The sequence below is a fragment of the Paenibacillus sp. 2TAF8 genome (assembly GCF_052114825.1).
Classification (GTDB): Bacteria; Bacillota; Bacilli; order Paenibacillales; family Paenibacillaceae; genus Paenibacillus.
The window spans coordinates 31,546-56,750 of record NZ_JBFRFN010000005.1 but is presented as its reverse complement, the minus strand read 5'-3'; the positions used below and the strand labels follow the sequence as shown (position 1 = coordinate 56,750).

The following is a 25,205-nucleotide window of genomic DNA, read 5'->3' as shown; positions in this document are numbered from 1 at the left end:
TAATGGATATGAATACTATATGTAAATAAATATATATAATTGATTGGAGGAAACACGATGAAACAAGCGCCCCGAAAATATGCCAATTATATTCCTATTCGGGAATTGCACAGCAAGGAGCGACAACTATTTCCTTTCCAGGTGTACGCAGAGCTTCGTGAGAACACTCCAGTCCGATATGATGAGCATCGTGAATGCTGGGATGTGTTTCGGTACGAAGATGTACAGTATGTGTTAAAAAATCCCAAGTTGTTTTCTTCCGAGCGTAACCGCGCCGGTACGAGTATGTTAACGACAGATCCACCAAAGCACAAGCAACTTCGCGATTTGGTCAATCAGGCGTTTACGCCCAAGGCGATAGAAGCTCTTGCACCACGTATTCAGGAAATCACGGATGAGTTGCTAGCTCCGCACTTGTCGGGTGGAAGGATGAACCTGATTGATGATCTCGCAACGCCACTACCCGTCATCGTTATTGCAGAACTGATTGGTGTTCCGGCTACAGATCGGCGTGAATTCAAAGAGTGGTCTGATGTGCTTGTGAAAGGTGCGCGTGATGATAGTGAAGAGGCTTTTCAAGAGTTGGAGAAAGAAAAGCTGAAGAATATCAAGGAGTTGTACGCCTATTTCACAGACATTATGGAACAGCGTCGTCTAAAGCCTCAGGACGATCTTATCTCTTTGCTACTAGATGCGGAGATAGAGGGAGAGAAGTTAACAGAGGAAGAAGTGGTCAATTTTTGCATTCTCCTGCTGGCTGCCGGGAACGAGACAACTACCAATTTGATAGCCAATGCAGTGCGCATTCTCTCTGAACAACCTGAACTGCAAGAGGAGTTGCGTGAGCATCCGGACAAGGTGGCAAGTGCCGTAGAAGAGACACTACGTTATTATCCGCCGATTGTAGCCATTGGACGTGTTGCGAGGGAAGATATAGAACTAGGAGGCAAGGCGATCAAGGCAGGTCAACAGGTTATATCCTGGGTGGGGGCTGCTAATCGCGATAGTGCACAGTTTGAGCGTGCAGATGAGTTTGTGTCCGATCGTAAACCCAACAGACATATGGGATTTGGGTTCGGAATTCATTTTTGCCTGGGTGCACCGTTGGCGCGTTTGGAAGCTAGAGTTGTGTTGTCCACGTTGCTCCAGCGTATGGAACAGATACAGTTAGTGCTTGATCCTGAAAGCTCGTTAGAGCCAATCCAAAGCGCTTTTGTCTTTGGTGTGAAGGAATACCCGATTCAATTCCAGGAAAGACATATATAAAAGAAAGCCGCTCTCAGGCCAGAATTTGAACTGCTCCCCGTCAAGTAGACACTTAAAAAAACAAAAATGATTCGTTTGGATACCTTAGCTCGGATGACGTGCTGAGGTATCTTTGTTATGCTGCTCTTCGGTATTCGTTCGGAGATAGACCATCCAGACACTCTGTGTAACGGTAGTTGTTGTAGTAACGCATATAACGACGAATTGCGCAGTACAAAGCTTCATAGGTGTCAGCCTTCGTAAGATAATAACTTTCTGACTTGTAAGTGCCCCAAAATCGTTCAATGGGCTGGTTATCCAAACAGCGACTTACACGAGACATGCTCTTTGTAAATCCGTACTTCAACTGGAGCCTTTTATACTCATGAGACGTGTACTGAAAGCCTCTGTCGCTTTGGATCATTGGGGACACACCTGGATGCTTGACGTATGCTTTTTCCAGCGTATCCATCACGAGTTTATTGTTGTTGGAATAACCCAGTACCCATGAAACAATGGAGTTATCGTATAGATCAATAATGGCACTTAAATAAGCTTTACGCCCATTTCCATACTTCAGTTCTGTCACATCGGTAGACCATTTGACATTTGGAGCAGGGGCATCAAAGTTGCGATTCATTTTATTTTCAGCTACATGGATCGCTGTGGCACTCACGTAATGTGGCCGTTTTTTACGAATGACTGCTTTTAGCTCCAGCGCACGCATAATTCGGTAATAGCGCTTTTTATTGTACTTCTGGTTCAGCTTCCGATTTAATTGGGTGCGCATTTGACGATAGCCCAAAATTCCATCTCGCTTGTCATAACGACGCTTCACTTCTTTAGCCAGCATACGCACTTCACGTTCTCTGGCAGAAGGTATCCATTTTAACCATTTGTAATAGGAAGATCGTGCTACATCAGCTAACACACATAATGCCGCAATAGCGTATCCCTTTTCACGGTGTAGTTCTTGTATCGCTTGATACCGTTCTACATGCCTGACCAGGGTTAACGTGGTTTTCGTCGCCCGATCTCTGCCAACTTTTTTGCGAAGGCATTCTCCATCTCCAGGTATTCATTTCGGGCTTCCAGTTCCTTGATCCGCAGTTTAAGTTGTTCCTGCTCGCTCAGTTCTTCTACAGGCTTTTTACGCCCCCGACGATCTTGGAGAGCCTCTTCTTGACCTGCTTGATATTTCCGAACCCATGCATATACTTGCGAATAAGACACGTCATACTTCTCAGTCGCTTTCTGATAGTCCAGTTCATGTGAGAGGATATATTTTACAATTTCAATTCGTTCCTCGAATGTGGTTTTACGTCCTTTTTTCATGTGAGATCGTCCTTTACCTTGAAGGGTGTTTTTCCATACGATCTCCCCAGTATACTTGGAAATCCATCTCGATAAAACGCTTCGGCTTGAAATATGATAGGTTTGGATTGCCTTTTCTATGGAGGAACGTCCAGATAATACATCCTGCACGGCAGCTTGTTTAAGCTCGTTGGAGTACGCATGCTTTGTTCTTGATTCCACTAATCCGGACAAGCCCTCTTCTTTATATTTCCATATCCATTGCCTGATCGTATACGCACTACATCCTAATTGCTTGGCTTCCTGGTTTGGACTAGACCCCAACCCAAGGCACTGCTTCACTGCACGTAGTTTCGCTTCAAGAGACACCTGGCTTCGTTTAGACATTAAAAAAACTCCCATCATAGTAGACGTAGAAAGTTTTGTTTTTTTCTACTGTCTACTATGATGGGAGCATATCAATTGGCTCTGAAGCGGCTTTGCTTTTTGTTGCGTGTTATACCTTACATATGGAAGTGTAATCATAACTTTTAGTTCCGTTCTTTCTTGCTGACGGACTTCCCCCTACAAACAAATATCGTTTTCAGTGCTCATTTAGGCGAACAGGTTTTTTGTAAAGCTTGAACCGAACCCAAACCATGTTCAGCAGAAGTAATCCGCCCGAAACGATAAACAGTCCTTCAATGCCGATGAATCCGGCCATAAATCCACCTATAATTGCACCAAGCATGTTGCCTAGCGCCAGTGTACTTGTGTTAAAGCTGAATGCCCGGCTGATCATGTTGTCAGGTGAGTACCCGCGAATCAAGGCATTTACACTCGGGAGCAACCCGCCCATAAATATGCCCATGGCAAAACGGACAAGGATGAGTTGCCATACCGTTTGAACAAATGCTTGAGGGATAAGCATAATTCCGGTCCCAATCAGCGAAAAGGTGAGCACCCGGTGTGGACCGATCCGATCACTGAGTTTTCCAAGCACCGGTGACATTGCCATATTGGATAGACCGGTTACAGCGCCGACCATGCCAGCCCAGAATGCAACATTCACTTGAGTTCCATGCAGTTTCTCTACATAAATAGGCAAGAGCGACATCGGACTGATCATCGCAAATTGCAGTAGGAATGTCACAGCGAACAGTGCCGGTAGCTGTGGCGATTTAGTGAGCTCTTTCAAACCGGATAATACGGATTGATCAGGTAACTTCGCGGCTTCTTGGCGGTCGAATTTCTCCCGTACCAGGAACATGGCCAGCATGGACGCTGCGAAGATCAATCCGCCTGTAATATAAAATATAGGACGGAAGCCCACCGCATCTGCAAGCAATCCGCCAATAAGTGGTCCTAGAATGGTGCCTGCAACCTGACCAGACTGACTAATGCCCATGGCGAAACCCATTCGATCCTTCGGTGTTGTGCTTGAGATCAGGGCAACGGCTGCCGGATTGAAGCCGGAGATCGTTCCGTTGAGCAAACGCAAGAGAAGAAGTTGCCAAGGATTCTGTACGAAACCCATTAATGCAATGACAACCGCCATCCCGAATCCGGAGCGAAGTAACATGATTTTTCTTCCGTATTTATCTGACAACTTGCCCCAGAGCGGCTGAAACAAAAAAGAGGTGAGGAAATTGGCTGCAAAAATAAATCCGGCCCAAATACCAATCTCATGCTCGCCTACAACGCCAAGATCTCTGGCAAGAAATAGCGATAAAAAAGGTGTAATCATGGTCATGCCTGCATTGACCAGGAATTGTCCAAACCAAAGCACAATGAGATTGACTTTCCACAGTTTCAAAGTGCTTTCACTTCCTTTCAAAGAATTTTCTGTAACTCTCAAAAAAAACGATTCTTTCATTATATCACAAATGGCATATAGGGAGGGGCTTAACGAATGGAATAGATTAGGGTGTAACGAATGTCATAGTATTGTCACTTGGAACACATCCGCATATGGTTGTTACGGCTGTTTAAAAAGGGCATAATGGTAGTTATGAGTCCAAAAACTATTGGAGGCTTCTTAACATGAGCTATAATGATCGTCTGATTCGGGCCAGTTTCAAACAGCAGGTAGACCGTGTGCCAGTGTGGTACATGCGCCAAGCTGGACGTTACGATCCCGAATATCGCAAAATTAAAGAAAAGTACTCCTTGCTTGAAATATGTCAGCAACCTGAGCTGGCGGCTGAAGTTACGCTCATGCCTGTACGTAAGTTGGGTGTGGATGCGGCTATTTTGTATTCCGATATTATGAATCCGGTTGCTTCACTCGGGATTGATTTTGACATTGTAAAAAATATTGGTCCGGTGATTGATAATCCTATTCGYTCTGCTGCCGATGTTGACCGATTGCGTCCCATTGATGTGGAAGGCGATCTGTCTCACATTCTGGAAACAATCCGTATTCTGGACAAGGAACTGGACGTTCCACTGATTACATTCGCAGGGGCTCCGTTTACTATCGCAAGTTATCTGATTGAAGGTCAGCCTTCGAAAGGGTATATCAGAACGAAAACAATGATGTACAGTGAGCCTGAAGTGTGGCACAAACTGATGCAGAAGCTTGGTGATATGGTCATTACATATATCCGTGCTCATATTGCAAATGGCGGTAAGGCATTTCAGTTATTTGACAGCTGGGTAGGGGCACTCTCTCCCAAAGACTTCAAAACGTATGTGCTACCAACCATTACTCGTATCTTTACCGAATTATCCGATTTGAATGTACCGAAAATCTATTTCCCTGGTGTGGCTTCGGGCGAACTGTTGCCAACCCTGCACGATCTGAATGCGAATGTTATCGGGCTGGACTGGAGAGTCTCCATTTCCGAAGGACGCAGACGCCTAGGTGGCAAATTCGCTGTGCAGGGCAACCTCGATCCGTATATCCTGACTGCGCCAATGGAATTAATCAAAGAACAGGCGAAAGTCATCATTGATGAAGGGATTAAGGATCCGGGTTATATTTTCAATCTGGGACATGGCCTGTTCCCTGAAGCTTCGCTTGATAAATTAAAAGAACTAACGGCATATATTCATGAATATTCAACAGAAGCTTTGAAGACGGGAGTGACGGTAAGCAATGACTAATACAGTAGGCGTACTGGTGATGTCTTATGGCACACCTGAAAATATGGAAAGTGTAGAAGCGTATTATACGCATATTCGCAGAGGGCGTCCGCCTGAGCCGGAACAGCTGAAAGAACTGAGAGATCGCTATGAAGCGATTGTTGGCGGTGTTTTCCCGTTACGGGAGAATACGGATAACCAGGTGAAAAACCTTCAGGAGACGTTGCAAAAGGATGAGCGTCGAGGCGAGGTTGAATTCCGCTGTTATCAAGGACTGAAACATGCTTATCCTTTTATTGAGGATGGTGTGGAACAGATGGCGAAAGACGGTATTAAGAATGCTGTTGGCATTGTGCTTGCGCCCCATTTCTCCACCATGAGTGTAGGCAGTTACATCAAACGTGCACGGGAAAAAGCCGAAGAGCTTGGTATCCAGATGTCCTTTATCGAAAGTTATCATTTGCATCCGAAGCTCATTCAGGCTCTTTCTACGCGGGTAAGTGCTAAGCTTGATGCATTCGAAGAAGCGGGAGCGAAACGCGGAGATGTGAAGGTGCTGTTTAGTGCTCATAGTTTGCCCGCGCGCATTGTTGACATGGGTGATCCTTATCCGAATCAGTTGCTGGAAACTTCCGAGGCTATTGCTTCCCGAGTGGGGATTGCCAACTGGCAGTTTACTTGGCAAAGTGCTGGGCGGACTGCTGAACCTTGGCTTGGCCCGGATATTCTTGATACACTCCAAGAGCTTTCGCGCGAACAAGTGGAAGATGTGCTCGTAGCTCCAATCGGCTTCGTCTCGGATCATCTGGAGGTATTGTATGATCTCGACATTGAAGCCAAAGCGATTGCGAAAGAAATGGACATGCGGTTGATGCGCATTGATTCGCTTAATAGTGATCCGTTGTACATGGAGACATTGAGCGATTCTATTATTAGCCGATGGCAGCAAGGGTCTGATAAGTAATGGAAGACAAGAAAAGACGTATTGTTATTGTCGGCGGGGGCCTGACAGGCCTCAGCGCGGCATTTTATATCCGCAAGCATTACAGGGAAGCTGGTTTTGAAGCTGCGATTACCTTGCTTGAGAAGAGTTCGTCTATGGGCGGCATGATCGAAACGCTGCATCGGGACGGGTTTGTAATCGAGAAAGGTCCTGACTCTTTCCTGGCTCGCAAAACAGCGATGATTGATCTGGCAAAGGAACTGGAGATGGATCATGAACTCGTCAGCCAAAACCCGGAGTCGAAAAAAACATACATTATGCAGCGCGGTAAGCTTCATCCAATGCCAGCGGGGCTCGTGCTAGGCATCCCCACAGAACTGAAGCCTTTTCTAAAAAGCGGTCTGGTCTCTCCGGCAGGCAAGCTACGAGCGCTGATGGATTTTATAATTCCACCCAAGCGTACAACAGAGGATGAATCTCTCGGTTATATGATTGAGCGCAGGCTTGGCCCAGAAGTGCTGGAAAACCTGACTGAGCCGCTTCTGGCGGGCATTTATGCAGGAGATATGCGAAAGCTAAGCTTACAAGCAACTTTCCCGCAGTTTGGAGAGGTGGAGCGTGATTATGGCAGTTTAATCCGAGGTATGATGACAGGACGTAAACCGACCGAGACACATACAGGCACCAAACGGAGTGCTTTTCTGAACTTCCGTCAGGGGTTGCAAAGTCTTGTGCATGCGCTTGTCCATGAGCTTCATGATGTGGACCAGCGTTTGAATACAGCTGCCCAATCTTTGCAACGTCTGGATGGCGAGGATGCCCAATATCGCGTTGAACTTGATAACGGACAATTTCTAGAGGCAGATGATGTTATAATCACCGTGCCAACCTATGTGGCTTCTGAGTTGCTCAAGCCCCATGTGGATACATCAGCGCTGGATGCGATCAATTATGTATCTGTCGCTAACGTTGTTCTGGCCTTTGAGAAAAAAGAAGTGGAGCATGTCTTCGATGGATCAGGATTTCTTGTGCCGCGGAAAGAGGGACGTAATATTACGGCCTGCACATGGACATCGACCAAATGGCTGCATACTAGTCCGGATGACAAGGTACTGCTTCGTTGTTATGTTGGCCGTTCCGGAGATGAACAAAATGTGGAGCTTCCTGACGAGGCACTTACGGAGCTTGTAATGAAAGATCTTAGAGAAACGATGGGCATTGAGGCCACACCGATTTTCTCGGAGATCACAAGATTGCGTAAATCGATGCCGCAGTATCCTGTAGGCCATCTTGAGCATTTGGCTAACCTTCGTAAGGAGCTTGGAGATAAGCTTCCGGGTGTTTTCATTGCCGGGGCCGGTTATGAGGGCGTGGGCTTGCCGGACTGTATCCGACAAGCCAAAGAAATGTCTGTACAGGCCGCTACACAGCTTACTGCAACAAAGTAAGAGCATGAACTTATATCCGCCGCCCCGATGTAGAAGCATCTACAGAAGGGCGGCTTTTTTTATAGGATGTACATCCAGAATATGCTTGTTATAATGGTATTCATATGGATCTTTTGTTAAGAAGAGGAGTTGCTTATGTATCCCCCAAGATCACAACGAAGCTCAGAAAAGAAAAAAGTAAGACGAACCCGTAATACAAAAATCAGGATTGTCAATGTAATATTAATTGCAGCAATTGCTCTTGTCGGCTTATATTACATGCTGAACACACGTGAACAGCAACCGTCCCAGCCTGCGAATTCAGAGGTAGTACAGCAGGAGCCGCCTTCCGGATCGGAAGACAAGGGTGGGGGGGCGCTGAATCAGTCAGATACTGAACCTGCTAACACCTCGGATGAAGATTCTTCCACGGTTAATGAGAAGCCAGGGGCAGAGCCGGGCAATACTGGAGATCGCTCTGGATCGGGTACGAGTGAAACATCTGGAGTTGGTGGTGAGAAGCCGGCAACGGGAACAAATCCTGCAACCACGGGTAAAGGGACCCCGGGTAAGACGGGTGATGACAAGGGGACACCTTCAACATCGGATTCATCCAAGGATGTCACCATTCATTTTGTCGGAGATATTCAATTTTCCGGAAAAGTTGCGGAATTGCTGGAAAAGAACGGATACGACTATCCATTTGCAAAGCTTGGCTCCATGTTTAAGAGTGACGATTTAACCATCGGTAATCTGGAGACCCCGGTGACCCATGGAGGTACGGGTGCTACGGATAAAACGTATGTGTATAAATCTTCGCCAAAATCTCTACAAGCGATGGCTGCAGCAGGATTTGATGCCGTTAATTTGGCTAACAATCATATTCTGGATCAGGGCGTGGAGGGTTTGGTTGATACGTTGACGTATCTCAATGATTATGGAATCGCGCATGCTGGCGCGGGCATGAATGAGGCAGATGCCTATGAGCCTGCTTATTTCGAGCGCAAAGGCATGAAGATTGCCTTGCTTGGTTTCAGCCGGGTTGTTCCCGTTACAAGCTGGAAAGCGGATGGGAATAGGGCTGGAGTGGCAGAGGCGTATGACTCTACAAGAGCGGTTGAAGCCATCAAGACGGCCCGGAAGAAGGCGGATCTGGTTATTGTTGTAGCCCATTGGGGAGAGGAACGTGTGAGTACCCCAAATGAGGATCAAACGAGGCTTGCACATGAGTTTGTCGATGCCGGTGCCGATTTGATTATCGGGGGTCATCCTCATGTTCTGCAGGGGCTTGAGTACTACAAAGGCAAATGGATCGCATATAGTACGGGGAATTTCATTTTCACCAAGTCGACGAACGAAGAAACGTGGAAAACAGCTGTCTTTCAAGCACGCTGCAGCCGAGAAGCTGCATGCAGTATGAAAGTGATACCGTATGAGGCCGCCCTTGGGCAGGCTGTACCAATGCTTGACGATGCCAACCGACTTCTGCTCGAGCAGATGGCGAAGATGTCACCAGGAATTAGAGTTACCGCGGATGGAGTTGCTATACCTAACTAAGAAGCGTACTGCTGAGGAGAGATGATAATGAACAATCTGTGTGTGGCACATCGTGGGTTTTCTTCCATAGCACCGGAGAACACGATGGCCGCTTTTAATATGGCGATGGAAAGACCGGAAGTTCAGTGGATGGAGCTGGATGTACAATTATCCCGTGACGGCATACCTGTAGTGATCCACGATTTCACATTGGAGCGTACGACAAATGGCAAGGGTAGAGTGAAGGATATGGATTGGTCTGCGTTGAAACAACTGGATGCAGGATCATGGAAAGACAAGAACTACACAGGTGAGCGTATCCCTTCGCTTAGCGAGGTCTTGGATCGTTCTGTCGGCAAAGTTCGATTAAACATCGAATTGAAAACACAAGGAGATATGTACCCGGGTTTGCCTGCAGCGGTGATCCACGAAATTAGAAAAAGGCATATGCAGCATGATGTCGTTATCACATCTTTTGAACCAGCCGCATTAGTTGAAGTTAAAAAGCTTGCGCCTGAATTACAAACCGGTCTCATTATCGATGCGAAACCAGGGGATCTGCGTGTAGCGTTGAAACAAATGCATTGTACTTTCCTTTCACTCGGATACACCAATGTAGACAAAGCGTTGATGAGTGAAATGAATGCCGCAGGTATTCGAGTGATGGCGTGGACAGTAGATGACAAAGCAAGTATGAAAAAATTAGCGGCCATCGATCCAGATGTGATGATATGTACCAACCGGCCTGATGTATGGGAAGACGCGTTTCAGGAAACGAGCAGCCGTTTTTTCAGACCTTAATCCAGGCCATAATCTAAAACTGTAGTTGAGCTAACAAATGCAGCATTCAATCTAGCAAAGGTGGTTACAGCTCTATGTTAACTAACATTCGCAATGTGTATTGTGTAGGACGAAACTATAAACTTCATGCCGAAGAGCTTGGCAATGCGGTTCCAGATGAGCCGATGATTTTTATGAAACCTTCTCATGCTGTTGTTGCTCTGGATGGAGAATGGCTTGAACTGCCAGCCTCGAAGGGTGAAGTTCATTATGAGGCCGAACTGGTGATTCGTATAGGTCAGGATTATAAGCCGGGAGTACCTGTTGATGAACTGGTGGATGCCTATGCGTTCGGTATTGATTTTACGTTGCGTGATGTGCAGACGGTCATCAAGAAAAAAGGACACCCGTGGACGGCTGCAAAAGGGTTTAAAAACTCCGCACCAATTACAGCCTTTCAGACATTCCCAGGAGCGGCTACGCTGCAAGAGAAAGATTTCACTCTCACGAAGAACGGTGTTCAGGTTCAGCGTGGGAATATCATCAACATGATCTTTAGTTTACAGGATATTGTGGATTATGTAGGGCATCATTATGGGCTAGGACCAGGAGATATCATTTTCACGGGTACACCAGAAGGTGTAGGGGCTACTATGGCAGGAGATGTGCTTGAACTGGCATGGGCCGGCGAAACTCTGGGAGCATGTACAATCAAGGCAGCGGAGTAAACGATCAGCGAAGTGATCCGCAAGATGTATGGCAATATAGCACAAATCAACATAGAATCGTGTTAGCAGGGGGCGTGCGTAATTGCGCTCTTTTTTGCGTTTCGCTGCCTTGAATAATATTAGATTGAAGCGGAAGATGGACTAGATATATGCTCTGTTGGCGCTTTCTGTGATCAATTCTGCAATTTCCATGGACTGAAGTGCGTGTTGCTCAGAGCTTATACTTCCACTAGCAAGACGTTCATCCAGCTGAGTCTGAAGCTGTTTGATCTGAATGGCAATAGCTTTGGCGTAATTACCTTCGCTACTCTCAGCAATCGTTCGCAGCGAATGTCCCTGGTACAATTTCTCTGCCAGTTCCTCTTCGGAAGCCTGGTTCAGTGCACTAAGAAGTTCATCGTCTTCATTCTCACTGCTGCTATCCAGGTCAACAATTGACCATTTGGGTTCCGGAATCGGGTAGATGGTTGATTTGCTCCATGCAGATCCGGCGAAAGACATCGTAACAATCATTGTGCCCAGTATAAAAACTCTTTTCATATTCATCGTTATGCGCCTCGTTTCTATCGTTGTATACGAAATGAATCGCAGTTGTTCTTGTTGCTTGAGCTAAACTTATTGTAACTCGGGAACCTGAAGCGAAACTTAAAAATGAATAAGGTTTTGTTTGGGGGTAAGTTCGGTTTCGGCATTGGCCTCAAACCGTGGTATAATTAACTTTCAAAAAAATAAACGTCATGTGGACGGTACAGGTGTCACATGCAGGAGAGCTTATGGATTGGATTATTGGTGCTGTTTGCGCTTCACTGGTAGCAGGGGCTGCTTATGCTAAAAAATCGCTAACCCTGTCTGGATGCCTTGCAGCAATCCTGATGGGTACCATATATTACGGGGCAGGCAATCTGTTCTGGTTCGGCACACTGCTGTTATTTTTCATCACGTCAACACTGCTTTCCAGATTTCGCAAAGACCGAAAGCAAGAGATGGAGAAGTCTTATGCCAAGACAGGTAATCGGGATGCTGGACAAGTGATGGCAAATGGCGGCATAGGCATGCTGTTATGTCTGGCAAATTGGTTCATTCCGCATTCGGCGTGGATGTATGCTTTTATTGGGGTCATGGCAACGGTAACTTCAGACACATGGGCAACAGAGATCGGAAGTCTTAGCCGCAAGCCGCCTCGTTCTGTACTTACTTGGAAGATGTTAACACCAGGAGCATCTGGCGGAGTTTCATTATTGGGTAGTTTCGCTGCTGCTTTGGGCGGTGCTGTCATTGGTGCAGGAGCTTTTATTTTTGCATCAATAAGTGGTATAGATCAAACAGGATGGCTGGGGTGGGCTTTGGTTGGGCTAATTGGTGGTTTGGCTGGAGCGTTCGCGGATTCGTATCTGGGTGCAACGGTACAAAAAATGTATCGCTGTACGGTATGCGGACGTGAGGTTGAAGTTCATGAGCATTGTGGTCAGCCAACCGTAAGCGCTCGGGGCTGGTCGTGGATGAGTAATGATCTGGTCAATGTGCTGAGTTCTGTGATCGGTGCATGCATAGCCATCGGATTAGGCAGTATTTTGGCGTTATAGGGAGGGAATGTAGGTTGAATACGGTGCAGGGAGACAAATCGGAGGCTATCTTGGATGCGGCCTACGGCATTTTTGGGTCGAAAGGATTCTACGAAACCAAGATGTCCGATATTGCCGATGAGGCTGGGATTGCCAAAGGCACGATTTATTTATATTTTAAAAGCAAGGAACAATTGTTTGTCGCTGTATCCAAACGGGATTGTAATAGCTTTATCAGCCGTCTGGAATATGCATTACAAGCACATGAGAACACAGGTGACAAGCTTGGCGCTATCGCCAAAACACATCTGACGTATTATTATGAACGGCGCAATCATACAAAATTATTTTTTATGGCACCGAATAATGACCCGGATCTAATGAAATTTATGAAGGCTTTTATGAACGAGTACATGAGCATGGTATGCAAGGTTCTTGAGAGTGCAAGCGTACCCGAGCCTGTGCTGCTGGCTGAAGCCTATATCGGCATTCTGGACCGACTGAAGATGGATATCATGCTGAATCCGGAATTTAATGAGCAAGATCTGAACAAACGGATCGCTTTTGCAGCGGCGTTGTTTTTGGACGGATGCCGTTCCTTTTTACGGGTATAGGCAGATAGGGAATCGTATAGTAGTTTTATAACGTAGTTGAGGATAGAGCTTTTCAAATTATAGAGAAGTGTGGGTAACGGGCAATGAATATAATGACGGTAGAACAAGTTGCAAAAAGTTATGGTGAGAAAATACTGTTCAAAGATGCTTCATTTGGTATGGCAGATCAGGATAAAATCGGCGTCGTTGGTGTGAACGGTACAGGTAAATCCACGTTTTTACGAGTTATCGCAGGTCTGGAACCTGCTGACGAGGGACAGATCTCTATCGGTAATGACGTGCGAGTGCAGTTTCTGGCACAGAATCCGGAGTTCAACCCGAACAATACGGTATTGCAGCAAGTGTTTGAAGGTGATAGTGCCGAGATGAAAACGGTGCGTGAGTACACGGAAACGATGGAGTTGCTTGAATTGAACCCTTCGGATAGCGCTCTGAATGATCGTTTGATGCGTTTGAATCAACAGATGGAGCAGTTACAGCTCTGGCAGATGGAAAGCGAAGCGAAGAGCATTCTATCCAAGCTAGGCATAGAGCAATTTGATGCGCATATGGGCACTTTGTCGGGTGGACAGCGTAAAAGGGTTGCACTTGCTTCCGCGTTAATTCATCCTTGTGAACTGCTCATTCTCGATGAGCCGACGAACCATATCGATAATGATTCCGTTGTTTGGTTGGAGCAGTATTTGCAGAAGCGCCGCGGCGCACTGCTGATGATTACGCATGATCGCTACTTCCTAGATCGTGTGGCCAATGTCATGCTGGAGCTTGATCATGGGCGTTTATTCCGTTATGAAGCGAATTATACACGGTTTCTGGAGTTGAAGGCTGAACGGGAAGAACGGGAGTCTGCATCGGAGCAAAAGCGAAAAAATCTGTTGCGTACCGAGCTTGCATGGATTCGCCGAGGAGCCAAAGCGCGGACGACCAAACAAAAGGCGAGAATTGATCGCTTTGAACAACTCAAAGATCAGCAGGGGATTCAACGTTCTGGCTCACTGGAAGTGTCTGTTGGCTCTACACGTTTAGGGAAAAAGATATTGGAGATTGAACATCTCTCCAAATCTGTTGATGATCGCAAGCTGATCAATGATCTCAGTTATATTGCAGTCCCTGGCGACCGGGTGGGCATTGTAGGCCCGAACGGTAGTGGTAAGTCTACCTTGCTACAGATGATTTCAGGCCGATTGCAGCCGGATGCTGGAGAAGTTGTACTGGGCCCAACCGTGAACCTGGGTTACTTCACTCAAGAGCATCAGGAAATGGATGAAACGCTTCGAGTGATCGAATACATCAAGGAAGTTGCCGAAAATGTGAAAACAGCGGATGGTTCACTGATTACTGCTTCCCAAATGCTCGAACGCTTTTTATTCAGTCCTACAGCGCAATGGACACCGATTGCCCGGCTGTCTGGCGGAGAGAAGCGCCGATTGTATTTGCTTCGAATTTTGATGGCAGCACCGAATGTTCTGCTGCTGGATGAGCCGACCAATGACTTGGATATTCAAACGCTTGCTGTGCTTGAAGATTATCTGGATGAGTTTCCGGGCGTTGTATTCGTTGTATCCCATGATCGCTACTTCCTTGATCGCACAGTGGACAAAGTGCTGGCGTTTGAAGGGAACGGAGCGATCCGAGTACACGTTGGTGATTATAGTGAATATGCAGAATGGATGCTGAAAAATGCCCCTGGAAGTCAGGAAAACGGTGCCGGATTAGCCAAGAAACAGGTCATCGAAAAAAGTCCAGAAGCATCGGCTCTCGCATCAACGCAGGCAAAACCTAAACTGAAATTCAGTTTCAAGGAACAGCGTGAATATGATCAAATCGACGAAAACATCGAGAAAGCTGAAGCAAATCTTGCTCGGATTAACAAGGAGATGGAAGAAGCATTCAGTGATTCAGCCCGTCTACAGGAATTAATGGCGGAGCAAGCCGAGGCAGAGCACGACCTGGATGAATTGATGGAACGTTGGACTGTGCTGAATGAGCTGGCAGAGCAGATTGAGCAGAACAAATCCTGACCTTTATTATACGTGCAAAACATATGATTGCCTTTCTCTCATAAAGCGGCCGAATGTCGCTTGGGAGGAAGGCATTTTTTGTTGAAATATAAATAATGATTCAGGTAAGGCGGATAAATATGAAACGTTATCTCTGTTCATTACGTTTTATTTAGTAAAGAATTCCATAGAAGGGAGAGGTTACTGAGTTGATTAATAAGGAAATCAATGAACAACTTGCCGTGCTGAAGGAAAAAGGAAGAATCTATGATAAATGGACGAAGCGCCTTCACAAGCTCAAAGATGAGGAGAAACAGTGGGGAATGAAAGTGGAGCAGTCTACCGTAGCTCTTCAGAAGGAACAAAGAGATGTTGATCGGCTGAACAGTATGAGCTTAGCCTCATTTTTCTATGATCTGATCGGTAAGAAGACTGAACGTTTGGAGAAAGAAGAACTGGAATTGCTGGAGAGCAAGGCAGCATATGATACAGCATGCCGAATGTTACAGGATATACAAGAGCAGCGGATGCAAGTCGAGCAGGAACTTCGCAGACAATCTCAATATCAGTTCTGGGAGAGTGACTACCAGGTTTTATGGGGGAAGAAAGAACAAAGCTTGCTTAAACAGGACGAAGAATTGCAACAATTAGCAGAAGAACAGGAACATCTGGCGAGTGAGCTACAGGAGCTTAATGAGGCTCTCAGAGAAGGTGAGTATCTGGTATATGCGCTTGAACGTGCTGAGAAAGCCTTGGAATCAGCCGGGAATTGGGGCATCTATGACATGATGGGTGGAGGTGGAATCTCTACGCATATCAAGCGCAGCCGTATGGATGATGCGCAAGTAGCTATTATGGATGCGGGCAAGCGTCTTCGACGTTTTCAGAAAGAGTTGGAAGATGTAGAGATGGCAGTTAATGCAGATTTGAATCTGGGTGGTTTGCTGTCTTTTGCAGACTATTTCTTTGATAATTTCTTTGTGGATTGGATGATTCAGGACAAAATTCGCAGTGCCGAAAAACAGGTTAAACACGGGCTAAGCATGGTGAGTCAGACATTACAGGTATTACAGAGTGAAATTAAGGATCACGAATCCCGGCTTGACGTTCAGGAGCGTCAGTATCGCGATTATGTTGAACATGCGTGACTAGGTCGTGTCTTAAAACTCGCTGAAGTGCATCTTTTACCGTCTTTTCGCCCCCTGCCGCGTCACTTTCCCTTGACGTGCCCCGGCACGCCTGCGGTAAACTTCCTTGCTTGGAACGAAAACCCGACAAAATCTGCTTCCTTCGGACTTTTCAGACACTCCCTAAACTAATGAACGTATTTTTATGTACCGTATTTCGCATTGTTGCCGTTTGGAATAATAAAGGACACATTCCTCTCTCACACGTATTGATCATGTGCAGAGTGGGCGTGTCCTTTTGTCGTTAATTCCATTCAGTAAATTGAGTCAAGTAAAGTGAACTGAAAAATGAATGAAGGTAATTGTTTATTTACTTCGTGGTAATGTATGCGGCAAGTAGCCGGGCTGTATTGATCACCGCTTTTTTGTGCGTGCGCTCCATGGAGTGCGAAGCGTGAACTCCGGGGCCGATTAGAGCAGCGCGAATGTTGTTGCCGCCACGCAGAGCAGCACTACCATCTGACCCGTATTGGGGATAAATATCTACTACATAGTCCATGCCGTCCTGTTTGGCTAGCTCGATAAGACGGCTTGTCATATCGTAGTCATAAGGACCGGAAGAGTCTTTTGCACAAATAGACACATCGGTCTCTTTGCAGCTTAGGTCATCACCCATAGCGCCCATATCTACAGCTATCATTTCACTGATTTCAGCTGGGATATAGGCAGCTCCGTGTCCAACTTCTTCATAGTTGGATATCAGCAGAGAAACATTATGTACCGGTTTCCAGCCTTCACGATGTGCAGATTCAAGGATACCAAATAGGGCAGCCACACTGGCTTTATCATCCAGATGGCGGGATTTGATGTAACCGCTTGGAGTGATGACAGCCCGTGCATCAAAGGAGATGAAGTCACCTACATTAATGCCCAGATTTAAAACATCCTCTTTGGAAGATACGACTTCATCGATCCGGACTTCCATATGGTTTTCTGAACGCTCGAACGTACGGGCATCCGGATATACGTGCACAGATGGATGTAAAGAGAGGATCGTTCCCGTGTACACTTTGCCGTCTCTTGTGTGAATGGAGCAATACTCGTTCTCGATGCTATGCATCGTAAAACCGCCTACAGAGGTCAGTTTTAGGGTGCCGTAAGAAGTAATCGATCGCACCATTGCACCAAGCGTGTCTACATGCGCACTTAGAGCAACGGTTCTGGAAGGATCTTTACCAGGCAACGTGAGCATAGCTCCACCTTTGTTGTTCAGTTCACAGGAAATGTTCAGGGATCCAGCTTCATTGCGAATCATCTCCATAATGTGATGGGTGTATCCGCTGGGACTGGGTGTATCGAGTAATTTTTTTAAGAAAGAAAGAACGTAAGATTCATCAATGGTAAAACTCATTATTATAGTCCTCCTTAATCATGCAGGCGCTGGTCGAACAGAATACAGCCTGTCTGGGGAGAATGTCTGTCCATTCCGATCCACCAGCAGGCTGTCTCTGCTTCACAACGTACCTGTATTGTTTCCTTTGTGCTGAGCTTGGATTGAATCGTTGTGCAACTGTTGATCATATTCAGATTCGTTTGGACTTACGGAATCCAGATTGTCGTACGAAACAGATGCAGGAGCGCTGGCTACAGAAGCTTCCAGTTCAGCTACACGAAGGTGTAGGCGTTTGTTCTCCCGTTGCAATCGATATTGACGGTAAATCCCGTAAGAACCTACAATAATACCCCCAATTAACGTACAGCCTAGAATCAGCAAAATCAATGGAACCCGAACCGTATTGAACAAGAGGTTAACCTGAACAGAATCTACATTGATGACTGCGAAAATTCCTGTCAGCAGTGCAAAAACAAGACCTGCTATAAGCGCCCATTGCATTTTCATGATGTTGCCTCCTTGTTGTGGACCAATTGCGAACTAGAATGCATTACCCTTTTTCATACGAACTGTATCTTGTTTGATTATAAAATCCCTTGCCCGTCTGGGCAAGGGATATAGATTACAGGGGATTGCAACCTTATTTGGTTAACTGTTCCATCTGTTCGATCAATTCCTTGAAAACACTCATCGCTTCATGAATAGGCTGCGGTGTCGACATATCGACACCCGCTTTTTTCAAAATATTGATGGAGTAGTCACTGCCGCCACTCTTCAGGAAACCGAGATAACGATCCACTGCAGGTTGACCTTCTTCCAGGATTTGCTTGGAGAAGCTGGTTGCTGCCGAGAATCCGGTAGCATATTTATAAACATAGAAGCTGTTATAGAAGTGGGGGATACGTGCCCATTCCATCTCGATATCTTTATCAACGACCATATCTTTACCATGATATTGTACATTCAGATCATAGTAAATTTCGGATAGAAGCTGTGGTGTAAGTGCTTCACCCTGTTCTGCACGTTCATGAATAATTTTCTCGAACTCAGCGAACATGGTCTGACGGAATACTGTCGTTCTGAACTGATCTGCATAATACGTAAGTAAATACAGTTTTTCCTTCGGATCAGTGGATTTATTCAACATGTAATCCATGAGCAGAGCTTCGTTTGTCGTGGAAGCGACTTCTGCAAGGAAGATCGTATACTGTGCATCACGATACGAAAGGGTGGTATCTGAATAATGCGAATGTAACGCATGACCCATCTCATGTGCCAATGTGAACATGCTGTTCAGATTGTCCTTATGGTTGAGCAGTACATATGGGTGAGTGCCATAAGCACCCCAAGCATAAGCGCCTGAGCGTTTGTTCTCATTCTCGTAAACATCAATCCAGCGATTATCGTATCCAGCTTGAAGCGCGTCTGCATATTCTTTGCCGAGCGGCGCCAGACCTTCCTTCACGGTCTTTTTAGCTTCCTCATAGGTAATGTCCATTTTGTATTCATCCACAAGTGGAGCGAACAGATCGTACATGTGTAGCTGGTCTACACCAAGCAACTTTTTACGTAGATCCATATAACGGTGCAAGAGTGGAAGGCTTTCATGGATCGTGTCTACCAGGTTGTTATATACATCCGTTGGGATGTTGTCACCATACAGGTTCATTTCCATTACAGAAGGATACTTCCGCACGTTGGCATAAAACATATTTTTGGTTACGTTGGCATTCAGTGCTGCGGCAATCGTATTTTTCTGTTTTGCATAGGTTTCATATACTGCTTTGAAAGCACGTTCCCGCACTTCACGGTTGGGATTCTCCAGAAACTGAATGTAGCTGCCATGAGTCAATTCAACTTCTTTGCCATTCTCATCCTTAATACGTGGAAACTTAAGATCTGCATTGTTCAACATGCTGAAAATGGTTTGGGGAGCCTGAGAAAGGTTGCCGACCTGTGCAAGCAGTGCTTCTTCAGCCTGACTTAACACATGAGCCTTTTCCCGCTTCATCTCTTCTAGGGTAAAGGTGTATGCGGATAGTTTTTCATTTTTAATGAGAGCGTCAAGCTCTGAATCCGGTAAAGAAAGAATCTCGGGTGTAACAAAGGAAAGTGCTTCCCCTACCCGTACACCGAGCTTCTGAGCTTTTTGGGAAAGGCTTTGATATGTAGGATTGGCTGTGTCTTCATCTTGATGCATGCGAGCATATACGAAAAGACGCTCAAGCTTGAGCCCGATTTCGTCTTCGAATTCGAAGCTGGCTTTGAGGACGTCCGGCTGATTTAATTTGCCTTGGAATTCGGAGGCTTTTTTCAACATAGAAGATACTTCTTCATATTCCTGATCCCAAGCCTTCTGATCTGCAAATAAATCTTCCAGTTTCCAAGTGTGCTCGGCTGGTACTTCGGAACGTTTCAATAGTTTACTCATGGGAATCCTCCTTTGATTATGTGCTTGATGTGCTGAAAATACCGGCATAGCCGCCTTCGTCCCCTGTGCAGATGCGGCAGGAGATGAAGGAATCAGACTAAGAGTCAGAAGAATGAATAACGATTTTTGATATTTCAACAGCCTTCCTCCTTACCATACGAATAACTTAGAAAAATTACATCCAAATTACTTCGTATAGTATGACCTGGGCAGAGCTGAAATATTTGAGCGCCTTGAACCACGTGTAAGCACACCCAGTATCTTGAATCAGGCTCCCATGTTAACGAGGTAATATACGATAAGGAAAAAAGCGAAACAAACGAGCAGGGTAGCAATTAGAGCCATTCCCCTTCTTAGACGATCCGGGACGGAATTACGTCCTAGGATCAGAGCGAACCCGAGTGCAAAGGCAAGGATGATAAAGATAACGACATTGCCTGAATCCAGCTGCATCGATTAAACTCCCTTAAAGGCAGCCATCAGCGCACGCCATTCCTCTTCGCGATTCTCGAAGTCTTCCTTTGGGAAACGGCGCTCAGCCCAGTGCATCAACGCAGGACGGCTGAGGAAGGTATGGCATTCTTCGCCCCACTCTTCGGAAATTTCTCGCAGAACGAGATATTTGCCTTGGACTTCTACAGTCATCATATTCCACTTGTCTGTTTTGTATATTTCGTGTTTTTTTATCATAGGTAGTCTCCAAACTAACGGTTTTGGTAAAATGATACCGTACCCTACGATGCAAAGCAAATTATTTCATCGTTTTTGGAAAAGATAAATTGCAAAATGGAAGCCCATACAGTATAATAAAGGTATTCGCCATAGATGGCGATATTTTTAGGAGGTTGTTCATTTGAAAGGTACAGTTAAATGGTTTAACGCAGAAAAAGGCTATGGCTTTATTTCAGTTGAAGGCGGCGAGGACGTATTTGTACATTTCTCCGCAATCCAAGGCGACGGCTTCAAAACTTTGGAAGAAGGTCAAGCGGTAGAATTCGAAATCACTGATGGAAACCGTGGTCCTCAAGCAGCTAACGTAACTAAATTGTAAGATTTTTCCGGTACACACGGACTTCTTATAAATGATCTATTATAGCTGAACATAACAAACACAAGCACAGTCCCCATTCGGAGGCTGTGCTTTTTTTGATCTTACAAAACTCACGATGAACGGCTGGTAAAAGTACGAATGAATTGAGTACCAAAGCCAATCAAGGCAGCCAGGGCAAAGGCCATCGCCGTGAGATAAAACGTGTGACGCCCGGTAAGCTCCAGAAGCAAGCCCCCCAAGGTTCCGCTTAACAGTCCAGAAGCGCTCGACCATACAATGGTAAAGAGAGCCATGCCCGTTGCCCGATAGTCATCGGGGACAAGCCGGGTTACATAACGAACGGCAGTGACATAGAAGATACCGAAGGTAACGCTGTGCATGGTCTGAATAAGTACCACAGCAGTAGGTGTGTGTGAAACAGACATGAGCAGTAAACGAACCGTATACATTAAGGCTGCCAAGGTGAGGAGTGGAAGCTCTTTATACTTGTTGCCGTACTTGCTCAATAACAAAAATATTGGAATCTCACTGACAGAGGAGATGAGTAAGGCCCAGCCGATCAATCCCTCACTTGCACCCAAGTCTTTGAGTGTTATTGTCAAAAAGGCTTCGTTCATCCGATGTCCCATAGCGAGCAGGAACACACAACCGAAAAAAGCAAGAACATCTCTGCGCTTCAAGATAGCCCACAAACCGGATAATTCCATTTTGCTGCCGCCACCGGAGGGTTGATCACGTAATTGGAAGCTAATCAGTAAGGTTACAGTTGCTAGGCTGATACAGATCCACATTGTCCATTCGGGACCAAAAGATCCGAGTACATATCCAATGCTAAGTGCAAAAAAAGCGTATCCGATCGAGCCAAAGACCCGAATGGACGTGAAATTTCGGCCATATTTGCTTGCTGTAGTGATCGCCATCGTATCGGAAAGCGGGTAGACCGGATAATAGAAAAAGTAAAATAAGGTTACAAGTACAAACACTTCGCCGAAGCTTGATGCATTGGCCAAGAGTACACCAGTGACTAATTGCCCGCCAAGCAATAGAATCATTACTTTCCGTACAGTCTTGTATTTGTCGCTCGCCATACTCCAGAACATGTTAGAGAATACAGAGATGAGAGGACCAATGCCATACAAATAACCAATCTCGGCCGGGCTGAAGCCGAGATGGCTGAAGTAAAGTTGAAAGTAGGATACCACGAGTGCGGTGGACCCGAAGATGGTGAACATCAGTGCCCGAAGCCAGTTCTGATCTGGTCGGGCCATATGACTTGATTTCATGTTGAGAAGCTCCATTCTTAAATACAATTCAATATTTAATTGTTTTTGATCATTGATTTTCTGAATTTCACTAGCCTTTCATGGATGAAGACCCTCGAGATGGTGGGACAGACATCGTTGGTTCTTTTTGCGTGCGCCGGATGACCAGCCAGACGATAATCAGTTCTGCAAGCAAACCGATTGACTGGGCGGCTGCCCCAATCATACCGTTCCATGCGGGGAAGATGCTGACGAGAATGAGCAACACTATGATGGTGCAGATGGCATTGGCACTCTGCGAACGAAACATCGTTTTGGTCTGTCCGCGAAGCAGGATGAGGCCGTTACTGAAATCCAGGAATGGGGAAATCAGTGGGAAGAGCACAAAAACGCGCAGTGTCCAGAGACTTTGTTCAAGCAGCTGTCCCTGAACGCTCATCATATTCTCTAATACCCATGGTCCCAGTGGGGTATACGCAATGGACACAGTCATAAAGAACGGAATAAAACCAGTAACAAGTGCGAATTTCTTGACGAGCTTCGCATCAATCAGATAGAAATTCAGCACGATCTGATGAATATAGGTGAAAAAACTCAGCATGAGCTGCATCAGACTGCTCGCTACAGCAAAAGAAGAGATAGCCAGCGCGATTCCAGTTGTTTTACCAAGCACAATGTTGATCACGGGACCTATAAAAAGTGCTACAAAACTGGAAAGAAGCAAGGGCTTGTAAAAACGATACACATCTCCCTTGCTCTCAACGGGATGATCCTCAAGCTTAGCAGGCATTTTCCGCATAATGCTTCTGCCCTCCAAGTAGCTGACAAGGGCTTCAATCATCATACCTGCAGCAAAGATGATAGCGCCTACACGTCCACTGTTAATGGAGTCTGTGTAGATGAAATACAGAGATAATCCATACATACCTGCTAATCGAAATATCATACCAATCGTGAGCCATTTGGTTCGGTTGTTCGTGATGATAATGCCTTGGTAGATATTACGGATGACAGAAAAAATACTCACATACATCAGGATCTCGTAAACGTCGATCACTTTGTCCAGCAGATCCGGGCTTACGCCGAATAGATATTTGAACACCCCGGTACCCACGGGGGAGTATACGATAAGAAACCCAATCAGTAAAACGCAGGCCAGAAATATTTTCGTTACAAACGTAAGAGCCTGAAAAGAGAGGCGGTCACGCACCAACGCAGAACAGGTTTGGCGAAGTAAAGTGGAGGGGCGCTCCGTGAGGGTCAGCAAACTTCCGGCAATGGCATAACTTGCAATAACAGTCTCCGGATGAGCAGAACGGGCGAGTGTGCTGTTAATGATTACGTGTGATATCGTAACTAGAGAGGCGGAAATGCCAAGTGGCACAAAAAAAGAAAATAACCGTCTCCACGAAAGTGGTTCACCTGACGACATGTCAACGACTCCTTTGATGGATAGAAATATGGATAGTATATCATAAAGTTTTGGACGGGGATGCGATTTTTTACGCGGTTTATGCGGCAGATCATTTGTACAATTAAGGGGATCATATTATAATAGGAATGGTTAAAATCGCTCTAATACGTATTCAACCAAAGTGGAGGCACATTTATTTTGAGCCAATCAAATCGAAAACGTCATCAGTACCCGCGAGGACCGCTGGCATTGATGAGAGGGGTGTACAAATACACCATTCCGGAAACGCGCAAGGCATTAGATGGATGGCGTGCTCAGGCGGAGACAATTCCAAATGAGGAATTGCGTACACAAGCACTTGCCAGTCTGAAGGATAAACAATTTCACTGTGAAGGTGGAACCGTCTATGCTTTGGCTGATATGCCGAACAGACACATACTTATTCCTTTGATCGTTTCATACCAAACCATAAGTGATTATTTGGACAATCTGTGTGACCGCAGCACCTCGATGGACCCGGATGACTTTCGTCTGCTCCATCAATCCATGCTTGATGCGGTAGATCCCGAGGCGACGCCTATCAATTATTATGCACTCCGTGAGGAGCAAGATGACGGTGGATACTTGCGGAATCTGGTGACAACATGTCAGAAGCTGACTTGTCAGCTACCGGGATATGCGTCAGCCAAGCCACAAATACAGGATCTGGCAGGCCTATACACGGACCTGCAGGTATATAAGCACATCAAACCGGAACTGAGAGAAACGGCCTTGCTCGAATGGTGGTCGGAGCATCGCCACCGCACGCCTCAGTTTCGCTGGAACGAATTTGCCGCTGCTACTGGCTCTACTCTGGGTGTATTTATGCTGTTCCTTGCTGCCAGTGACGATCAGTTGACCGAAGAGCAGGCAGTTTCAATCCACACTGCCTATTTTCCGCACGTATGTGCACTGCACATCATGCTCGATTATTTAATCGATCAGGATGAGGATCGTGCCGGTGGGGATCTCAACTTCTGCAATTATTACGAGAATGTAGAGATGATGCTGGACCGAATTGCTTTTATTGTGGAAATGGCTCGTAGTGATGTGCAGAGGATTCCGGGAAGTGCTTTTCACCGGATGATTATTGAAGGACTGATAGCCATTTACCTGTCTGATCCCAAAGTCAGCGAACAACAGGAAGTTCGTGTTGTGTCCAAACGTCTGATGAAGAAAAGCCCGATTACACGCGTGTTTTTCTTCATTTTCAGTCGCTGGATACGAAAGCATATGTAAGTCAGGTGTATTATTGCGGAGCCTGAAGTGAAAC

At 45.9% G+C, this 25,205-nt stretch carries 24 protein-coding genes; 13 read left to right on the top strand and 11 right to left on the bottom strand.

The features are described from left to right. The first annotated feature begins 57 nt into the window (after positions 1-57). On the top strand, positions 58-1,266 hold the full coding sequence (locus AB4Z30_RS09140; RefSeq protein WP_441925469.1) for a cytochrome P450: 1,209 nt from the start codon (positions 58-60) through the stop codon (positions 1,264-1,266). A 115-nt stretch (positions 1,267-1,381) separates the two neighbouring features. Here AB4Z30_RS09140 and AB4Z30_RS09135 read toward each other — a convergent pair whose 3' ends face one another. The 3 genes from AB4Z30_RS09135 to AB4Z30_RS09125 all read right to left on the bottom strand — a co-directional run bounded on the left by AB4Z30_RS09135 (position 1,382) and on the right by AB4Z30_RS09125 (position 4,354). Beyond that, on the bottom strand, positions 1,382-2,224 hold the full coding sequence (locus AB4Z30_RS09135; protein ID WP_441925842.1) for an IS3 family transposase: 843 nt from the start codon (positions 2,222-2,224) through the stop codon (positions 1,382-1,384). Positions 2,225-2,256: 32 nt separating this feature from the next. Beyond that, positions 2,257-2,946: a helix-turn-helix domain-containing protein gene (locus AB4Z30_RS09130; RefSeq protein ID WP_441925467.1), complete on the bottom strand. Its 690-nt coding sequence runs from the start codon at positions 2,944-2,946 to the stop codon at positions 2,257-2,259. 196 nt (positions 2,947-3,142) lie between these two features. Further along, positions 3,143-4,354, bottom strand: coding sequence for an MFS transporter (locus tag AB4Z30_RS09125; protein WP_441925465.1), 1,212 nt, complete (start codon positions 4,352-4,354; stop codon positions 3,143-3,145). Positions 4,355-4,581: 227 nt separating this feature from the next. Here AB4Z30_RS09125 and hemE point away from each other — a divergent pair, with 227 nt between their 5' ends. From hemE to AB4Z30_RS09095, 6 genes are all read left to right on the top strand, one after another. Next, entirely contained in the window at positions 4,582-5,646 is a 1,065-nt protein-coding gene (gene hemE, locus AB4Z30_RS09120; protein WP_441925463.1) for a uroporphyrinogen decarboxylase, read from the top strand. Then, positions 5,639-6,589, top strand: a complete 951-nt coding sequence (hemH, locus tag AB4Z30_RS09115) for a ferrochelatase (protein WP_441925461.1) — start codon at positions 5,639-5,641, stop codon at positions 6,587-6,589. The genes hemE and hemH overlap by 8 nt, the downstream gene beginning before the upstream one ends. Continuing rightward, a complete protein-coding gene (gene hemY / locus AB4Z30_RS09110) occupies positions 6,589-8,016 on the top strand; it encodes a protoporphyrinogen oxidase (RefSeq protein WP_441925459.1) in 1,428 nt (475 codons plus the stop codon). The genes hemH and hemY overlap by 1 nt, the downstream gene beginning before the upstream one ends. A 135-nt stretch (positions 8,017-8,151) precedes the next feature. After that, positions 8,152-9,552, top strand: coding sequence for a CapA family protein (locus tag AB4Z30_RS09105; protein ID WP_441925457.1), 1,401 nt, complete (start codon positions 8,152-8,154; stop codon positions 9,550-9,552). A gap of 27 nt (positions 9,553-9,579) precedes the next feature. Beyond that, a complete protein-coding gene (locus AB4Z30_RS09100) occupies positions 9,580-10,332 on the top strand; it encodes a glycerophosphodiester phosphodiesterase (RefSeq protein ID WP_441925455.1) in 753 nt (250 codons plus the stop codon). Positions 10,333-10,406: 74 nt separating this feature from the next. Then, on the top strand, positions 10,407-11,039 hold the full coding sequence (locus AB4Z30_RS09095) for a fumarylacetoacetate hydrolase family protein (protein ID WP_441925453.1): 633 nt from the start codon (positions 10,407-10,409) through the stop codon (positions 11,037-11,039). A 141-nt stretch (positions 11,040-11,180) separates the two neighbouring features. On the opposite strand, the gene AB4Z30_RS09090 is transcribed toward AB4Z30_RS09095, so the two are convergent. Beyond that, a complete protein-coding gene (locus tag AB4Z30_RS09090; protein ID WP_441925451.1) occupies positions 11,181-11,585 on the bottom strand; it encodes a hypothetical protein in 405 nt (134 codons plus the stop codon). A 227-nt stretch (positions 11,586-11,812) separates the two neighbouring features. Here AB4Z30_RS09090 and AB4Z30_RS09085 point away from each other — a divergent pair, with 227 nt between their 5' ends. The 4 genes from AB4Z30_RS09085 to AB4Z30_RS09070 all read left to right on the top strand — a co-directional run bounded on the left by AB4Z30_RS09085 (position 11,813) and on the right by AB4Z30_RS09070 (position 16,363). Beyond that, entirely contained in the window at positions 11,813-12,622 is an 810-nt protein-coding gene (locus AB4Z30_RS09085) for a DUF92 domain-containing protein (RefSeq protein ID WP_441925449.1), read from the top strand. A gap of 14 nt (positions 12,623-12,636) precedes the next feature. Next, positions 12,637-13,215 (top strand): TetR/AcrR family transcriptional regulator, encoded by a 579-nt coding sequence (locus AB4Z30_RS09080; protein WP_441925447.1) that lies wholly within the window; start codon positions 12,637-12,639, stop codon positions 13,213-13,215. Between the two features lie 83 nt (positions 13,216-13,298). Further along, positions 13,299-15,236 (top strand): ABC-F family ATP-binding cassette domain-containing protein, encoded by a 1,938-nt coding sequence (locus tag AB4Z30_RS09075; RefSeq protein WP_441925445.1) that lies wholly within the window; start codon positions 13,299-13,301, stop codon positions 15,234-15,236. A 188-nt stretch (positions 15,237-15,424) separates the two neighbouring features. Continuing rightward, on the top strand, positions 15,425-16,363 hold the full coding sequence (locus AB4Z30_RS09070) for a hypothetical protein (RefSeq protein ID WP_441925443.1): 939 nt from the start codon (positions 15,425-15,427) through the stop codon (positions 16,361-16,363). Positions 16,364-16,712: 349 nt separating this feature from the next. On the opposite strand, the gene AB4Z30_RS09065 is transcribed toward AB4Z30_RS09070, so the two are convergent. The 5 genes from AB4Z30_RS09065 to AB4Z30_RS09045 form a co-directional block, all read right to left on the bottom strand. Continuing rightward, a complete protein-coding gene (locus AB4Z30_RS09065) occupies positions 16,713-17,753 on the bottom strand; it encodes a M42 family metallopeptidase (RefSeq protein WP_441925441.1) in 1,041 nt (346 codons plus the stop codon). 102 nt (positions 17,754-17,855) lie between these two features. Continuing rightward, entirely contained in the window at positions 17,856-18,242 is a 387-nt protein-coding gene (locus tag AB4Z30_RS09060; RefSeq protein ID WP_441925439.1) for a LapA family protein, read from the bottom strand. A gap of 133 nt (positions 18,243-18,375) precedes the next feature. Beyond that, positions 18,376-20,166, bottom strand: a complete 1,791-nt coding sequence (pepF, locus tag AB4Z30_RS09055) for an oligoendopeptidase F (RefSeq protein ID WP_441925437.1) — start codon at positions 20,164-20,166, stop codon at positions 18,376-18,378. 267 nt (positions 20,167-20,433) lie between these two features. After that, the gene (locus tag AB4Z30_RS09050; protein WP_090924720.1) at positions 20,434-20,619 is read right to left on the bottom strand and encodes a hypothetical protein; all 186 of its coding nucleotides are present in this window, start codon (positions 20,617-20,619) and stop codon (positions 20,434-20,436) included. Between the two features lie 3 nt (positions 20,620-20,622). Then, positions 20,623-20,856 carry a hypothetical protein gene (locus AB4Z30_RS09045; RefSeq protein ID WP_090924721.1) on the bottom strand — a complete coding sequence of 78 codons (234 nt, stop codon included), beginning with the start codon at positions 20,854-20,856 and terminating at the stop codon, positions 20,623-20,625. A 163-nt stretch (positions 20,857-21,019) separates the two neighbouring features. Between AB4Z30_RS09045 and AB4Z30_RS09040 the strand changes: the two genes are divergently transcribed. Next, positions 21,020-21,217 carry a cold shock domain-containing protein gene (locus AB4Z30_RS09040; RefSeq protein WP_056700251.1) on the top strand — a complete coding sequence of 66 codons (198 nt, stop codon included), beginning with the start codon at positions 21,020-21,022 and terminating at the stop codon, positions 21,215-21,217. 110 nt (positions 21,218-21,327) lie between these two features. On the opposite strand, the gene AB4Z30_RS09035 is transcribed toward AB4Z30_RS09040, so the two are convergent. Both AB4Z30_RS09035 and AB4Z30_RS09030 read right to left on the bottom strand, forming a co-directional pair. Further along, positions 21,328-22,500: an MFS transporter gene (locus tag AB4Z30_RS09035; protein ID WP_441925434.1), complete on the bottom strand. Its 1,173-nt coding sequence runs from the start codon at positions 22,498-22,500 to the stop codon at positions 21,328-21,330. Positions 22,501-22,570: 70 nt separating this feature from the next. After that, the gene (locus AB4Z30_RS09030; protein ID WP_441925432.1) at positions 22,571-23,911 is read right to left on the bottom strand and encodes a multi antimicrobial extrusion protein MatE; all 1,341 of its coding nucleotides are present in this window, start codon (positions 23,909-23,911) and stop codon (positions 22,571-22,573) included. Between the two features lie 180 nt (positions 23,912-24,091). Between AB4Z30_RS09030 and AB4Z30_RS09025 the strand changes: the two genes are divergently transcribed. Next, positions 24,092-25,171 carry a tetraprenyl-beta-curcumene synthase family protein gene (locus tag AB4Z30_RS09025; protein WP_441925430.1) on the top strand — a complete coding sequence of 360 codons (1,080 nt, stop codon included), beginning with the start codon at positions 24,092-24,094 and terminating at the stop codon, positions 25,169-25,171. The last annotated feature ends 34 nt before the right edge of the window (positions 25,172-25,205 follow it).